The sequence below is a fragment of the Ruegeria sp. J8 genome, from assembly GCF_056531925.1.
In genome coordinates this window covers 31,513-48,013 of the sequence record NZ_JBQFMR010000017.1, presented here as the reverse complement: position 1 = coordinate 48,013, position 16,501 = coordinate 31,513, and the positions used below count along the sequence as shown (strand labels likewise).

The window sequence follows — 16,501 nt, the reverse complement described above, 5'->3', positions numbered from 1 at the left end:
CTGCCCCATAATCCAGTCGATGGCAGGCGGATGTAGCGGGTCCAGCGCCATCGCTTCCGAAACTACTTCGCGCGCCTTTTCGTGCAAGCCGAGCAATAGGAAAGCGTAGCCGCACCATGCCATCGACTCCGCCTCGTTTTCTATCATGGAAAGTGTCTTGTTGAATTGTGCCTCTGCCTCATCCCAAAGGCCAGCACAGAGATAGGAAAAACCAAGTTGGTCCTGAATGTAGACGTCCCGGTTATCCAGTGCCACGCCCTTTCGGGCAATTTTCAAAGTGTGGGCCGGTGCGTCAGCGTCCGCCAGCCCAAGCCACAAATCTATGACATATGTATCTGAAAGATACATATAAGATCGCGCGATGGTCGGATCGAGTGCGACCGCTCGTTCCAACAACGCTCTCGCCTTGGCCGTATCTCGTGCGTTCAGACCATCGCGTAGCGCCTTGCCCTTGAGCATCAGTTCATAGGCCTTCATCTGATCCGTTGGTTTCTGTGTCGAACGGTCGACGACATCGTGCTGGACCCTGCCCGGCAACACTGCGACGATATTTCGAGCCACTTCGTCTTGAACCGCCAGAACGTCTTCCAGTTCGTGGTCATATCGATCCGACCAGAGTTGAGTGCCCGTACCCGCGTCAGCGAGCTGTACCGAGATTCTCACGCGACTGCCGACCTTTCGCACGCTGCCTTCAACCAGGTAATCAGCGCCGAGAGCCTCCGCGATTTTGGCCGGATCTGTGTCCTGTGTCCGGAACCTGAAAGACGCATTTCTGGAAACAACCTTAAGCGTCCGAAAACGCGATAAGCCCACAATAATGTCTTCCGCAATCCCGTCGCTGAAGAAGGCCTGCTCGGGGTCATCGCTCATGTTGTGCAGTGGCAAGACCGCAATAGTGGCTGTTCCTGACGATTCAGGCCGATCCGGTTTAGCGCATACTGCGCTTGACCCGCCAATGCGCCAAGCATGTACCGGTTCGGCAACGTTCTTTACTGTGTGCTGACCAGCATCCTCCCAAGCAACCGGTATACGGTTTCCGACCACACGATATACAGCGTCCGACACCAACACACCGCCCGGTGGGGCAAGCTGCTCCAGTCTCGACGCCAGGTTCACACCGGAACCAAAAACATCTCCGTCGCGCATGATTATGTCCCCAAGAGTAACGCCAATACGAAATTGGAGAGGGTCCTTACCTGCCGCTGATGCGTTTTGCCATTCAACCGCGCAGGAAACGGCGTCGACTGCGCTGTCGAAGCTGGCGAGCAGACCGTCACCCATCTGTTTGACGATGCGACCGTAATACCGACCGACAAGCGGAGCAGCAATATCGTCAATGTGCGCTGAAAGGACTTCGAGCGTGCCTTTCTCGTCCCGCTCCATCCGAGCGGTAAAGCCGACAAGGTCAGCAATCAGGATGGCCGCTAGCTTTCGCTCCACGTGTTGTCCTCCTTTCTGTTTAATACTGGTCGCTAAGTGTTAAGACCACGCGAAAATGAACAGGGTCGGTTTCTGACCTTGCTTGAAGTCGGTTTCAATGTTGGGGAACTATACCATTTGTCTGCGCGAAAGGCTTGGAGGACAAACAGCCGAATTGTCCTCGCCTTGAGTTGCGCCATGTCCGCTTTGGGGCTGAAAATTCTACTCTCAGGGTTCGCGCAAAAAAAGGCCGCTCGAAAGCGGCCTGATAGATCACATCTCGGTGGCTTCCGCGATGGCGAGTGCGTCTTCGATGTCTACACCCAGGTAACGCACTGTACTGTCCATCTTGGTGTGACCAAGCAATAGCTGCACGGCTCGCAAGTTACCTGTTCTACGATAAATCTGCGCCACTTTTGTGCGTCGCATTGAATGGGTCCCATACTGACTGGGATCAAGCCCAATCGAAGCGACCCATGACTGAACCAACCTCGCGTACTGACGAGTAGAAATATGCAGCCGATGCTGAAAACGCCCTGGCCACAAGTACTCGGATCTTTTCATTGCAGGTTGTTTCAGCCAATTCAAAAGCGAGTTTCTCGTACCACTACTAATTTCAAAACGAACGGGTATCTTTGTCTTGCTTTGGTTGACAGACGCGCGTTCCTTTACTTGTCCAGCGGCAAATACGTCTGCAACTTTCAGGCGAACAAGATCGCAACCACGGAGCTTACTATCTATTGCTAAATTGAAGAGTGCTAAGTTCCTATAATCTTCTGAAATTTCTAAGCGAACGCGTATTGCCCAGACATGCCTTGGCAAAAGCGGGCGCTTCTGGCCAATAACCCGACCTTTGTTCCACGCAGATCGGCCAACTCGAATGACGGGTAGATTTAAAGCTTGCATGACGAATACTCCACACCGCCACGCACCACCTCATCGCCCACACAGTGTCAGCGTCTATTGGTTACCATGCTTGGTCTCCGTCATGAAAAATCTGACTTTGTCGAAGCCTGACCGGCGCCACAAATATGCGATTTGGTATAGGGCGAATAGCAGAACTATGGATTCAATAGATCAGGATGGATAATCTTCGGCGTAGGGGAGAACGGAAGTGGAACGCCGCCTTACCACTATCTTGAGTATTGACGTCGTGGGTTACTCGCGGCTGATGGAACGCGATGAGGCAGCGACGCTGGCTGCACTAAAGTCGCATCGGCTGGAACTCATTGACCCCTTTGCGGCGAGTTTTGGCGGCAAGACAATCAAGCTAATGGGTGATGGTGCGCTGCTGGAGTTCGAAAGCACCGTACAGGCAATGAAATTTGCCGTTTCTGTTCAAAACGAAATGCTTTCTCGAAATTCGGACGTTCCAGAAAGCGAACGAATTGTGTTTCGGATCGGCATCAATATCGGAGATGTGATTGCCGAGGATGGAGACATTTATGGTGATGGCGTCAATGTCGCCGCTCGACTTGAAGGCTTGGCTGAGCCCGGAGGTATTTGCATTCACCGCAGCGTAAGGGACCAGGTACAGGACAAGCTGGATCTGAATTTCGAGGATCTGGGTGAGACCGAAGTCAAAAACATAGAGAGACCAGTCCGAGCCTTCGAAGTCGTTCTGGATGACAAGGCCAAGGCTTTGGCTATTTCAGAGCCAGTTGCGCATACGAAACCACACATATCCAAGTGGGTGCCAACTCTAATCGGTGCAGCATGCATCTGTTTGGTGCTGGTTTCGGTCGTATGGTGGCGATCCAGAGATGTGGCACCCCTGACCGAACAAGAGGAGTTTGCGCTTGCCATCCCCGACGAACCGTCCATCGTCGTTTTGCCCTTTGAGAACCGCTCAACAATTGAAGAGGTCGGCTATCTGGCAGAAGGTTTTGGAACAGCAATCACGACGCAGCTTTCGAAGTTTCCACAGCTATTTGTGATTGCTGGTTCTACTTCGATTACCTTTGCGGACAGCTTGGTCAAACCGCGAGAAATTGGCCGAGAGCTCGGTGTGCGATATGTTTTGTCAGGTAGCGTTCAGAGCGTTGGCGAGAATATTTCGATTAACTCAACACTGATAGAGACAGAGTCGGGGCACGCTCTATGGTCGGAACAATATGACGTTGGCGTCGAAGAATTGTTTTCCGCTCAGGCCGACCTTATTCGGGAAATCGCATCCACCCTGAAAATTGTAGTTGAGGAAGAAGAAATCGCTTCGCTTAGGAAACGGCCAACCGATGATCTAGAAGCGTATGAACTTTTTCTGAGGGCTGTCGCCAAAAGCAAGCTGCTGAATACTGCGAGTCGGCAAGAGGCAATTGAACTACTGGAACGAGCCATAGTGCTCGATCCAGACTACCTTTCTGCACATATTGAATTGAGCGGTCGCTACCTTAGCCTTTGGCGCTTTGGTGGGTCGGACGATCCAGAAACCGCGCTGAACAAAGCCCGCAGGCACGCACAGCGTGCGTTAGAACTGGATCAATCGGACTATCGCGTTCAACACCGCTTGGGCCAGCTACATTTGTTTGCTGACCACGATCATCAACTCGCATACCAGGCATTTCAGCGGGCAATACGGGAGAATCCCAATGATCCTGAGGTTCTATATGGTATGGGCTTTCTACGGTCGCTTATGGGTGAGCCAGCCGAAGCGATTGAGTGGAACAACAAGGCAAAAAAGGTCAACCCGCGTTATCCCGGCTGGTACAATTTTAACGCGGCCCTTTCTCATTTCCTAATCAGAGATTACGAACAGGCAATTCTGCTGGCAAAAACCGGTATCTCAACTTATCCAAAGTCGCTTCCTCCGCGCCGTATCTTGGTCGCAACCCTTGCTGAAATGGGACGTCTGGAAGATGCACAGGTTGAAGCAAAGAAATTACTCGAAATCCGGCCGGACTTCCGTGTTTCTACACACAGAAACACACCCTTTATGCATACTGAGGACCAGGACCGGTATTTTGGTGCGATGGTTGCTGGTGGATTGCCCGAATAACAAGGTTTTCAAAACCCCGAATACTGGCTGTATGCGCGGTTTCCACTTTTGGTAGCATCGTTGCATGAACGGACCAATCCGCTCCTCGGGATCAACAAAGCTTGCTGATGAATGTCTGGTTTGGGCTGCGACCGGCCAATCATGCTAACAGTAGACAACGATAAAACCGAGCTTTACGCAGTCGTTTGTTCGCCGGCACGGCCGTACGCTCACAGGAATCCCAAATTTGCAAAACGATATCCCAGAGCTGGTCAATCAGAGGGCTTAGAGGCTTGGATCTAGGTCAGTAGCGCTGATATATTTACCATAATGTAAATTACACGGAATTGATTTGAAGCAGGGGCACATTCTAAACTGGGATGCGACCAATCCCCTATCTTGGAAGGTCATGGCTACTCAAAAGGGTTTGGAAAGACCCGGCGTGCGATGAAGAAGCCAGTCACTCTAACACCAGGAAAACGCCCGTTGAGGACGGCTTTCATTGCCTTGAAATGCGTTCCCGCTGTCAGAACATCATCGAATACGCCAATGTCCGTAGGGGGTGGATCGCACAGGTTTTCGTCAATCTGATAAATGTCTACCAGTTCGTCAACGCTCGGCCGCGGTTTGTTTCCGGCTTCATGAGCCGCCTCTGTTGAAACCGTTTGTGTAACGAGATTCCTGACGTCCAACCCTTCCTGGATGCCTCGGCAGATTTGTTCCATACGATCATCGTAGTCTGGGTGTCCGAAACACTTTGATCCTGGAACAGGGATGAGCGTGCTGGTCCTCAACCAGCCTGGGTCTAAGGCCCCTCTTAGCGTATTGGATGCCTGACGTATTACCTGCGCCTTATAGTGGTAGCCGCCCTTTGAAAGTCGTTCACTTGGTTTCTTTTTGAGGTTCGAGATGATCTGATTGGCCTTGGAAAAGCGGAAATCCCGCCCCGAAGTGTATTCCAAAAGGTAGAAGCACTCATCATGCGGGCTTAGGTAAGAATGGTCACCCCTGTTGTGATCGTCAATTTCAGAGAGGCGCATTTAGTCTAGAGCTCTCCAAATGTCGTTCGGTTCGCGAACCCTGATTGCGCCCTCTTTCTCAAAGCGAGCAGGCCATGTGATGGCTGGATTTTGGAAACAGCTTTCTAGGATAAACAACTTGCGCCCTTGATAGAGAGCTGCACGCGCTTGTGTAAGAGTGCCAGAGGTTTCGCCAGCCTCGACAATAATAGTCCCTTCCGTGAGGGCACTCATCGTCGCGTTCCGCTCAGGGAAATACTGTCTTTTGTGCTGGAATGGCTGGACCTCATAACGCAGAACCGGAATCTGAGAAATCAGCAAGTGTTCCCTTGCGATGTGGTCCTGTAAATCACGGTTTTCTTTTGGGTAGTATTCGCCAAGTGGCGTGCCGATCACTGCAATTGTAACACCTCCGGCCTCCAGAGCCGCAGTGTGTGCGGCGGTATCGATTCCTGTTGCCAGCCCCGACACGACGGCGAAATCTCGCTTTACGAGTTCCTTGGCCAGACGTGCGGCCCTGCGGGCACCATCCTCTGATGGTTTACGGCTTCCAACAACAGCAAGGCCGCGCATTTCACTGAGTTCCCAAGCCCCTTGGTAGTAGAGCAGTTCGACGGGGTACTTGGCATGGCGTAGCTTCTCAGGATAGTCACCAGCTTTGTGTATTCGAACGCCGAATTGCTTAACGCCTGAAGCAAAAAGCTTCTCAATGGTTCTCTTGGCGGCGGCGTCGGCGTCTTGCGGAGAAACAAAGTCTGAAGGCAACGCAGTTGGATCACTCGCAAACCTTTCAGCCAATCGTTTGAAAGTCGCTCCCTGCTCTAAAAACAAGGCTTCGTATGCGCCAAGCTCACGACGCGGCGAAATCGGGGCAAGAGCGGGTGACCTGCTATTGGATAATGCCAGCTTATTCACAGCGACTGAACGCTGGTACATTGCTCATTTGCGTCTCCCAGATAACCACCACCGAGGGTGATTTGTTTGCAGCAGTGTGCCTCAGACCATAGCAGTAAGACAATACCAATAGATTCCCGGTGCATCAGGAGACGAGTTGTCGCTTGTCAATTAGGTTCAGATCCCTCCCCTACGAAACCGCTGGATCAGTCTTACCGCATTGAGCGAAATACCGGTGGCTGAGTACGACGCGCGAATGCTTGCAACCACTGGCTGCGCCACGGTATATATCCTGTACTATCCATGACTCACGAGCAAGAATGTTATTAGAGCCCCCAACCGACTTTAACACCGATTGGGGACCGAATAATTGTGTATCAGCTTTCTCAATAAACGATCACCAAATCTGGTAGCACAGCACCATAGATCACTAAGATTCTTGGTCGCGAACCAACTTCATGATCGTCTCGCTATGCGACAAGCCAAGTCGCGCACATAGCGGATCAAATTCAGTGATACATATAAATTGGTCGACCGCCACCAAAGCTGGATTTGGCAGACTAGTAAGCCCTGGCCGAAATGGCTTAACTTCTTCTGGGCTCCAGACGACCGTTTCATATGGAAGCACGAGAGGCCCCAGAATGATTTTTCTATCTGACATTTCGCTCATAACAGTATTCCTATCGTTGTGGCATGAATGAGCGCCCGGGATATTCCCATAACTCCTGAGCACAACGCTGGATGGTGAGCTGCCAGCCTGTTAAACAAATCACAACTCCAAAGGTTCCGATACCCGGAACAATTGCGGGGTTTTCATAACTCACATTGTCAGTTGTCTCGACCACCTGATCGAAGCGGTGGCAGCCGTGGCCGATGTGGATCCTGGAGTGGTCGAAGACGTCGTTGGGAATCGACTGCGTGATCAGTTGTCACCCGGCATTTATTCCGGGTTTGGCTTGAAGCCCACAATGTCAGCAGCTCACGCCGAATTCACTGGCTTGCATGATATCCACAATATAAGTGGCAGAAAAATGGAGCAGTAAACATGCGCACAACACACAATATCAATGGTGTCACCCCTATCGCCAATTCCAATCCTGGCAGTGGTCGCGAGCTAGCGGCAACAATCAGTGCAGGCGAATGGCCGGAACATGATCCTGACATCGAAACTCAACTGATTGGTCAAATGGAAGACAAGGTCAATGAGCTCCTCGAGGATCGAGAGATCGAAGCTTTTGCCGAATACGACAGTGATGGTGATCGCACATATTACCAGCTCGAGAACGGAGAAGTCGGGGTTCACTGGGTCGCTGCCCAATTCGTTGAAGCTGGCACGGTCGAAGATCTCGCCGAGCAGGTCGTTGGTGAATTTCGTCGGTGGGCCGAAGAGAATGAAGAGGTTTTCGGCCTGACAATGTGAGAAGACATCTAGGTTTTCAGCGAAACCCCGTCACACCCGGCGGGGTTTCTTGTTTTTGGTTCCAATCATTAATTGGCTTGAGAGAGCTTTGACTGATACCGCCATGCCCTTCTCAGATCGCACAAGTCAATTTTTCGTTGGCAACTCACATATGCGTACATATGAAAAAGTATTTTTCATGTAGTTAGCCGTATAGTCACCGTAGTAATAACGCGTCCCAGCATCCTGCCCCGCCTCCTCAAGTTCCATTATTGGAAGCGACGCGTTGACTCGTTCAACCGCTAGCGCTCTTTCTTTTGGGTTTCTCTACTTAATTAGACAAGATCATCCCCACACGACTTATCCACAGGACACTCCGTCCGGGAATTAAGGGCAAGGTGACATCTGTAGAAGCGCTTATCTTGTTTTTTGCGCCTTGCAAGAAAGAACACCCTCGCGCAGTGCGTTGCCATAGACTTGTCCTTTCGGCCCTATGAAGACCAGACGCGTGTGTGGACCCGCCTCTGTCCAACAGTCGCCCTCTCGCATGCTCCATCTGGAACCGACTCTTTGGAAGATCAAACGCTGATCCGGCTTTTGGGCAATGAAAACAAGCCCCTTTGCCCTGAGTATCGTATCTGGCAGATCAGAGAAGAACTGCTGCAAAGCTTTTTCGTCGAGCGCGTCGTTGGTTTCCACACTGACGGTTTCAAAACCGTGTCCGGCTGCGGGCGCAGAGGATTCATAATCGGAGACGTCCTGTTCTGTGTCTATACCAAGCGCCACATCTGTCGGTATCCGGCCTTCAATAGCCTCAAGTATTGGCGTATCCGCATACTGAGACCCGATGCGCGACTTTGCTCGAGCGCGGCTTTCATCGGAAAGCAAATCAAGTTTGCTCAGCAAAATCATGTCCGCTGACACGAGTTGGGCGTTGAATAATTCGCGTGTCGCAGGGTCACTCGCACGTGCTTCAAGTGTTTCCGCGTCGACGACCGTAATGATACCGTCAAGCCGGATCGCTTCATTTGCAAGCGCGATCTGAGCAATCGAGCCGGGTTCGGAAATGCCGCTACACTCCAGAACGATGGCGTCTGGGCGATCTCTACGCTGAGCAATGTCGACGAGTGATTTGGACAGGTCGCTCGCAACAGCACAACAGGCGCATCCATTGGTCAAAGTAATCGTGTCGTCGGTTTGTTCGGCAATAAGTTGCGCATCGATGTTGATCTTGCCGAAGTCGTTCACCAAAACAACGATTTTGCGGCCTTGCGGGTCCGCCAGTAACCGGTTGAGCAGAGTGGTTTTCCCCGCGCCGAGAAAGCCCCCGATGATGGTTAAAGGCAGCGACCTTGCAGGGGCCGCCAATTCGCGAGGCATCGACATGGCAGCAAAGATCAAGCCAGCAATTGTTTGCCTCTGGTCAAGCGCACGCATGAATTGATCATGTCGCGACGCATTTTCTTGAGCATGCGGTCGCTCAGTCATTCGGTGCCTCAATAACGCGGCCACCCAAGACTGTGCCCCAAATGCCAATGTCTTTGATTTTCTCTGGCTCGACTTCCATCGGGTCTTCGTCGAGCACGCAGAAGTCGGCGAACTTGCCAACCTCAAGGCTGCCAACCTCGTTCTCAATATTCAGGATGTAAGCCGCATCAATGGTCACGGCACGCAGTGCGCGTTCCACCCCAATCCGCTCGCCGGGTGCAACGACCGTTTTTTCGTCCTCCGCCAGTCGCGTGACCGCCGCATAAACGGCTGTTAGAGGGTGCATAGGAACGACCACCTGCGGGTAGTCCGAGTGCAGCGCAAAAATCACGCCTTCTTTTTCAAGAGTGGCGAGGCGCGCCTCGGTCTGTGCGCGGTCGGGACCATAGGCATTTTCGGAATGCAACAGTGCACGGAAGTGGGAGAAGTAGTTGTTTACACTGGCGATCCCACCAAGGGCCTTAAGACGTCGCGCCTGCATCGGGTTGCTCATGGCATAGTGTTCAATGGTAAAGCGGTGGTCAAAACGAGGATGTTCAGCCTGAAGGCGGGCGAGCAGGTCGAGCGTGAAATCAACAGCCTGATCACCGTTGGCGTGACAGTGAATCTGGTGCCCACCTTTCCAGAATGGAACCATACCCTCATATGTTGCGTCGTTCGGGAAGCCGTTTCCACCGTCGAGGTAACCGGGAAAGTTCACAAGCGAGCCCATAAGTGGGAAAGACCCGTCGCTGAGAAATTTAACACCACGGATAAACAGGTTGTCCTTGTCATGCTTGGCAAGGTCCCAAACAACGTCCGAGGCCTTGTCCCCATGCGCTCCTACGAAAGACATGGCATGCGGTTTTAAACAGAACCGGATTGGTAAGCTTGGATCTTCTGTGGCTGCCACGTGATCGTTGAGTTCGGCATCAATGTTCATAACGCCGAACATAAGATCGGCAATCGTTGTAATACCTGCTTTCAGTGCAATTTGGCCAAAGAACTTGAGACCGTCCACACCACCCAACTGTGCGATGATTGGAAGGATTGGATTGATTGCAATCGTGACACCTTCCACTTCTGTGAAAACGCCGTTCAAGCGCCCGTCTGGATATTGAAGGATGTGGGTCGGGTTTGCACCGTCCGGCACGTTGCACATTTCGATGGCGGCCGAGTTCAAATAGGCGAAATGCGGCGCGAACCCCAGAATGAAAATGGGCCGCGTGGCTGTGATCTTGTCCAGCGTGTCGCGATCAATAGCCCCGCCCTGGTTTGCAGGGTCAAAGCCCCACGCGACGATGGGTTCTCCTTCCTTTTTCGTCTTGTGGAGTTCGCCAAGGTATTCAATCACATCGTCAAAGTGCGGATGGGCAGGGTTCATCCCTTCGCGGCCGGGCCACGGCAATGGGCCAATGTAGTCGACCGCCATGAAGCCTGCCGACATCCAACAATGCGAATGCGGCTCGATCAAGCCTGGTAAGACGATTTTGTCTTTCAGAGTTTCATCGACCGTCACGTCGTAGCGCGACAGCCAAGGCTGCATCTGATCTATCGTTCCGAGCGAAAGGATACGGCCGTTCAACACCGCGACGGCATCAGCCTCAGGTCGGCCCGGGTCCATCGTGCGAAATTTCTTAGCGGTGAAAACCGTGACTTTTTCCTTGGTCATCCCAAACTCCTGAAATATCTCCATAACAAGGTTAATGCTCGGGATCGGACAATCAAAGTATATTGTTGAGAGTCGGACAATGCACACAACCGCAATCCTCGCCTAAGACGAAAAATAAGCATTTTGAGTTTCGTGAGTGGGAGGATCCGTGTCAGCATCGTGTATGAGACTGGGCACAGATTCTTATGAGCCACTTCGGGCTTATCCCTAGTGATTTTGGAAACAAGGATTCTAAAATGTCGTTTTGGACACTTCTCATGATCAAAGTGCCTGCGGAGAAGACAAAGCAAACCGCAGACGCATTCATTCACCGCAACATTATCGAGGAATGCGCCGATGCCATTCCAGGCTTTCGCCACGGTGAGTTGATGGTCTCGCATGAAGGCGATGGGCAGCTTTGCGTTATGTGCAACTGGACGGATAAAGCCGCCTACGAGCAATGGGTCGCAAGCCCCATTCGTGACAAGCAGAATGTGGACGCCCTCGGCTTCCTCACAGGAAAAGGTTACGAAGCGACTGACATGCATACACTCATGTTCGACAGTCTGCACGCCGTAGCACAAAAATAGCCGCATAGCCGCCAAAGTCTCAACGCGTTCCAGAAAGCGACCCCAAGCCGGAAAATTTGCGGCCCTCTAAGTTGAGGTTCGCCGCTGCGGTAGTTCGCTGGGTTCGGAACCATAGGACTCTTCCGCGGTCACGGAATCTGGGATTTCATCCCGCTTGAACTTTGTAATTCCAATACCAATCAGAACGACGGGTGTGATCCAGAGCAGGACGGCGTAAGGCGCTATCGAAAGAACGCCTATGCCCATTGTGCCCGCCACAAAGGCGCCATGAACGTTCCACGGAATCAATGGTGAAAAAATGGACCCTGATCCCGCTATTGCTGCTGAGGCGACATATGGTTCCAGACGAGCCTTTATATAGCGTTCTCGATAGGTCGCTGAATTGAGTATTATCGACATGTAAGGATCTGCCGTTGCCGCGTTCAAGCCAATACCAGTTACCGCTGTAGCGACAATCAGACGTGCGCCACCAGTGGCCCAGGCCAACAGCGGAGCAAGCAAACGCCTAAGCATCCCGGTAAACTCGACCAGCGCTCCAAATGCAGCGGCAACGAGTATCAACCAAATAGTCGGCAACATGGACACAACGCCACCGCCTACGAACGTAGAATCGAGTGTTTTACTCCCGCTGTTTAGTGAAAACCCGTTGCCCAATACTTCAAGTGAAAGTTTAACCCAACCTCCTAGCGCTCCAAGGCCCTCGTCGACCATTAACGCGTCAATCAGATCCTGCTGTGTAAATGCAGCGAGTAATGCCGCAGTTATTGCTCCTGCCATCAGAGACAAGAACGCGGTCGTCCGCGCGGACAGCACGAGAACCAAGATGAGTGGCAAGAATGAGATGAAAGACACGGTAAAATGCTCGTCAATAGCCTGGAGTATTTGAGCACTGTCATAGTTGTCAGACATACCGTGTCGCCAACCAAGAAAAAGGAAAAGCACTGCGCTAGCAATCCAGCCAGGCGCAAGGACAGTACGCAGCGCGCGCGCGTGGTCCTTAGCTTCGGCACCCACCACCGATGCCGTGAGAATGAAGGTATCCGAAATTCGACCTAGGCTGTCCCCCGTAAACGCTCCACAAACGGCAGCGGCTGCTGTGACCAGTGGAGAAACTTGCATAGCTGGTGCGAGAGCTACAAACGGCAAACCCACGGCGGCTATCGTGGTGAATGAACTTCCAATCGCATACGAAAGACCAGATGCGACCACAAAGACGATTATGTACAGAAAGCGCGGCGAACCGTATTGAGCTCCGAAATAAATCACTGAAGCAATCGTCCCAGACATAAAAAGTGCTCCAATTAGAGCACCCACCGCAATCAGCACAAAAATTGTTCCCAGAGCTGAATTGATACTATCGGACATGACCGCCGCGAGGTCTTCGGCGGAATTGCCAGTCGTGATGGCGATCATAAGCGCAAGTGTGAGACCAAGCGTCATGGCAATCTGTAATGGACCATCTTCGGCTTTTTCACCGAACAGCAAAACTGATGCGAATATCAGTGCCACCATTCCGCCGACGGTTACGAGCGAGGCGATCAAAGAACTGGTGGTGCGAGATTCCACGTCATCGCTCATAACATCAATCTCCTGAGCCGATTATTTGAAGGTTCAATTGGTTTCCGGTTGTTTGTAGCTAAGTTCCTGAGACCAAATGGGAGTTTGAAAGTAGGACTCCCACGGCTTTCGTTCATGAGGGTTTGTCATCTCGCGTTTGAGGGAGCGGGCTGTTTTCTTCATCGTTAGGTGCACTATCCTCGCCGTTGCTTGTATCTTCAGCTTCAGGCTCTTCAACGGACAACGGTTCCTCAACACTGCTCTTCTCATCGTCCGGGCCATCAAATTCCGGAGATCCTCTTGGGGGGTAACGTAACGTGCCCTCAAGCCTGTCGCGTTCGGCAGTTGAAAAATCCGGGAATGGAAGATCACGTCGGCGGCGCCACTGTTCAACCTGTTCAACAGCATGCTTCGACTTTGCCGCATCAAGCCCTCCGTCCTGAGACATGTAAACCGTTTGGCTGGGAAACGCGAAGCCAGTACCCGAAGCTTCGACAATTTCCTTCGTTCTGAACAAGACATCTTCCTGAATTGCATAAAATGCGTTCCACTCGCGGGTTTGAGCGTAAACACGAATTTCAATATTCAGAGATGAGTCTCCATAACCAATAAACCTCACCCGCGCTGTATCTGAAGTGATACGCGGGTGCGCGTACATCATTGAACGAATTTCGGCGAGAACATACCTCAACTGGTCGGTATCCGTTTCAAGTCGCAAGCCAAGTGTTGTGCGGATCATCATTTCATCACAACGGGCCCAGTTGACGAGCTCCATATTCACAAACTTGGAATTTGGAATGGCTATCGTGGTTCGGTCCAAGCCACGAACATGGGTTGATCGTACTCCAATGCTTTCAATTGTTCCTTCCTTGTCGAGGAACGAGCAATAATCACCAACCTTCACAGCCTTTTCCATATAGATCACAAAGCCGCTGATCAGGTTCTCAAGGGTCGGGCGGATCGCGAGCGCGACTGCAAGACCGCCAACGCCAAGTCCTGCTATTATGCTTAAGAGCGGGAACCCAAGGGTTTGTGCACCGTAGGCGAGAATCCATGTGGCTCCCACAAGTGCGATAATATGGTTGAGCAACCGCATCATACTTTCATCATACTGACGCACGATGGACGTTTTTTTCTCGGCTACCCTGTCGCTTAAGAGCGACATAAACCGCCAGAAGGTTAATGCCGCAGCTGCATAGATCGTGATTGTAGCAAAGAAGGTCTCCGTTAGAGCGAAAGAACCTGTCAAAAAGAGTTGGTTGTTAAAGAAATTGTTGAGCGCGAGTAAGATCACAAGAACAGCGCCGGCAAAAACGAACTTCCGTGTCGACTCTGGCATTTGTCCCGAAGCAACGCGACGGTTAAGCAGAAATCTAAGCCCGTAAAGAAGTGCCAGAGAGATCATTAAGAAGAAGAAAGTGAAACCAATCTTCCAAATTGGGGTTCCCCAAAAGATCTTTCGAGAAGCGGGGGGAAGGGCGTTTTCGACAAACAAAGGGATAAACGGACCACTCAGTTGAAGAAAACGAGTGCTCCACAACTCCGCGACGCGATGCGGTGATTGCATTGCAATTTCACGCAGGTAGCGTGGAGCGATTTGCGACGAACTCGCCGAGAAAAGAAACTCACCCTCCCGGTTTCCCGCGTTAACCCTTTGGATTATTAGTGGGGTATTGGGCACCAAAAAAGTAGTTCGATCCTCCAAGTACACCGTCTCATCGTCGGGCAGAGCTTCCGCTTCTTCCGTTCCAACTTCACCAATGATGTCGATGAGAGCCAGGGCAGTTCTAATGCTCGCATCACGTCTCTCCGCAACGTTTTCTTCCGTTAGATCAAGAAGTGAAATGAGCGCATCACCGATTAGAACCAGTTGCTCCCATTGTTGAGCTGATTTCCCAACTTGGTATTCCAAGTAGATACCAATGAGTGCATCGCGCAGGTTTTCCAATGACTGCAACGTGTCTCGTGGCGAATGCGTCAAAACCGGCGGCAGGCTTTCGAATGGCTCAATATCTTCCGTAATTGCCTGCGCAATCACTTGCTGACCGATAACTATCCAGCAAAGAAATGCGGCGATGACCTTTGTCCAGCGGCGTAAACCAAGAACACTCAGCACTGACGTGCCAACAGAACAGCTTTTTGCAGCACACTTCGCACGAGGATCTGCTTGCTTTCGGGTGACGCGTGGCTCGTAATCTTGGATTAGTGGAACGATGATCATGCGCTCATTTTTTCCTCGAACCCCTTGATCCAATGCTTCCCGGAGATCATTCTTCCAATCAGCATCCCTAGGCCAATCGCGAGGAGATTGCCGAACAGCGGCATGAGGTCTGCAACACCTGTCATCTCACCATGAGAAATCCACGTTTCGATTTCACGAACACCGTGAGATCCGGGCGACAACGCAAAAACGACCGGCACCATGAGCACAAAAGTCGGAATAGCGCGTGGTTTTTGTGAAATCCACAAGCTTACGTACATACACACCGCTGCTGAAACCAACGTCCCAAAGATACCGTTTGTGCCTATCGCTACAGCCTGCGCTGTAGCCGTGGAGAGCAACAAGACGCCCAGTGCAGTCAGGAAATGGTCCTTGTCCATCTGAAATGCCCACATGATACCAAGAAGGAATGGAATTCGAGCCAAATAGATGGCCCACCATGGAAATTCCTCGCCGTCGGGCGCAACAGGGAGAAGTGCTGAGACCGGTGTCGAAGTAACAACCGCAGCGAAGTATGCACCGGAAGCCAAGAGCACCAGTATGAAGACACTGTAGAAAAATCGATCTACAGCAGGCGACCACCTACCCTGCGCTAGCTCGTAAGCCTGCATACTGATGGAGTCCCCTGGGATGAAGACAAATGTGGATGCGATCAGCAAAAGCCCCGGTGCAGCTAAGGCATAACCTGTTTGCCAACCGACCATAGCAATCAGGCCACTCGCAAATGCTGCAATTAAGGGACCAAGCCTTGCCAAAGCCGGGTTCTTGTCCACGGCCAGAAACACGGCACCGGTTGCCATGCCCGTCAAAATGCCGAAAAAGATACCTTCCCACGTACCGACGACTTCAACAGCAAAAGCCGCTGACACCGAGACGACGCCAAGCCAAACGAGAAATGGCGAATAAGGAGGTTTACTCGACTTCAGATCAGAAAGATTCTTGCGGGCTTCTTCCGGAGTCAGCTTGCCTTCAAAGACGTCTGCTAGGTGGTTCTTTAGTTTTTGCGTGTTCGTGAGCGCCGGGAACCCAGGCATATCTACCTTCACGAGAACGGTCTGTCCTTTGTACTCCAAAATTGCAGACTCTGCACCATAGACGACCGTGACATCCTTTACACCAAAAGAGGCGGCAGCCTTTTCCACGACTTCCTCATGGCCTACAACGCCTTCCCAGCTCCAAGATAGAAGGAGCTGCATCAGATCGACCAAGTATTCTCTGATCTGGGCGTCGGATTCCGCCTTGCCTGGTGTATTGTTAGTCACTTGTTTTCCCTCTCATACGCTGGTGAAAGAAAGCGTGGCGTACGCGCG

12 protein-coding genes are annotated in these 16,501 nt (G+C 51.8%); 3 read left to right on the top strand and 9 right to left on the bottom strand.

Annotated elements, in window-relative coordinates; translation table 11 throughout:
* On the bottom strand, window positions 1–1,440 hold a 1,440-nt coding region (locus ACR0L1_RS22660), incomplete at its 3' end, for an adenylate/guanylate cyclase domain-containing protein (protein ID WP_480860897.1).
* 252 nt (window positions 1,441–1,692) lie between these two features.
* The gene (locus tag ACR0L1_RS22655; RefSeq protein ID WP_480860895.1) at window positions 1,693–2,325 is read right to left on the bottom strand and encodes a tyrosine-type recombinase/integrase; all 633 of its coding nucleotides are present in this window, start codon (window positions 2,323–2,325) and stop codon (window positions 1,693–1,695) included.
* A 208-nt stretch (window positions 2,326–2,533) separates the two neighbouring features.
* On the opposite strand from ACR0L1_RS22655, the gene ACR0L1_RS22650 reads away from it, so the two are divergent.
* Window positions 2,534–4,414 (top strand): tetratricopeptide repeat protein, encoded by a 1,881-nt coding sequence (locus tag ACR0L1_RS22650; RefSeq protein ID WP_480860893.1) that lies wholly within the window; start codon window positions 2,534–2,536, stop codon window positions 4,412–4,414.
* Window positions 4,415–4,806: 392 nt separating this feature from the next.
* Here the strand turns inward: ACR0L1_RS22650 and ACR0L1_RS22645 are convergent, their stop codons facing one another.
* Together ACR0L1_RS22645 and ACR0L1_RS22640 are read right to left on the bottom strand one after the other, a co-directional pair.
* Window positions 4,807–5,433: a hypothetical protein gene (locus ACR0L1_RS22645; protein WP_170782352.1), complete on the bottom strand. Its 627-nt coding sequence runs from the start codon at window positions 5,431–5,433 to the stop codon at window positions 4,807–4,809.
* On the bottom strand, window positions 5,434–6,348 hold the full coding sequence (locus ACR0L1_RS22640) for a DNA-processing protein DprA (RefSeq protein ID WP_170782351.1): 915 nt from the start codon (window positions 6,346–6,348) through the stop codon (window positions 5,434–5,436). It lies immediately after the preceding gene.
* Window positions 6,349–7,351: 1,003 nt separating this feature from the next.
* On the opposite strand from ACR0L1_RS22640, the gene ACR0L1_RS22635 reads away from it, so the two are divergent.
* A complete protein-coding gene (locus ACR0L1_RS22635) occupies window positions 7,352–7,726 on the top strand; it encodes a hypothetical protein (RefSeq protein ID WP_170782350.1) in 375 nt (124 codons plus the stop codon).
* 396 nt (window positions 7,727–8,122) lie between these two features.
* On the opposite strand, the gene ACR0L1_RS22630 is transcribed toward ACR0L1_RS22635, so the two are convergent.
* Both ACR0L1_RS22630 and ACR0L1_RS22625 read right to left on the bottom strand, forming a co-directional pair.
* Window positions 8,123–9,142, bottom strand: a complete 1,020-nt coding sequence (locus ACR0L1_RS22630) for a CobW family GTP-binding protein (protein ID WP_170782349.1) — start codon at window positions 9,140–9,142, stop codon at window positions 8,123–8,125.
* 43 nt (window positions 9,143–9,185) lie between these two features.
* A complete protein-coding gene (locus tag ACR0L1_RS22625; protein ID WP_170782348.1) occupies window positions 9,186–10,844 on the bottom strand; it encodes an amidohydrolase in 1,659 nt (552 codons plus the stop codon).
* Window positions 10,845–11,101: 257 nt separating this feature from the next.
* Here ACR0L1_RS22625 and ACR0L1_RS22620 point away from each other — a divergent pair, with 257 nt between their 5' ends.
* Entirely contained in the window at window positions 11,102–11,413 is a 312-nt protein-coding gene (locus ACR0L1_RS22620) for an antibiotic biosynthesis monooxygenase family protein (RefSeq protein ID WP_480860891.1), read from the top strand.
* 66 nt (window positions 11,414–11,479) lie between these two features.
* Here the strand turns inward: ACR0L1_RS22620 and ACR0L1_RS22615 are convergent, their stop codons facing one another.
* The 3 genes from ACR0L1_RS22615 to ACR0L1_RS22605 all read right to left on the bottom strand — a co-directional run bounded on the left by ACR0L1_RS22615 (window position 11,480) and on the right by ACR0L1_RS22605 (window position 16,453).
* Entirely contained in the window at window positions 11,480–12,991 is a 1,512-nt protein-coding gene (locus tag ACR0L1_RS22615) for a Na+/H+ antiporter NhaC family protein (RefSeq protein ID WP_480860889.1), read from the bottom strand.
* A gap of 112 nt (window positions 12,992–13,103) precedes the next feature.
* The gene (locus ACR0L1_RS22610) at window positions 13,104–15,191 is read right to left on the bottom strand and encodes a mechanosensitive ion channel family protein (protein ID WP_170782345.1); all 2,088 of its coding nucleotides are present in this window, start codon (window positions 15,189–15,191) and stop codon (window positions 13,104–13,106) included.
* On the bottom strand, window positions 15,188–16,453 hold the full coding sequence (locus ACR0L1_RS22605; protein ID WP_170782344.1) for a threonine/serine exporter family protein: 1,266 nt from the start codon (window positions 16,451–16,453) through the stop codon (window positions 15,188–15,190). The genes ACR0L1_RS22610 and ACR0L1_RS22605 overlap by 4 nt, the downstream gene beginning before the upstream one ends.
* Between the last annotated feature and the right edge of the window lie 48 nt (window positions 16,454–16,501).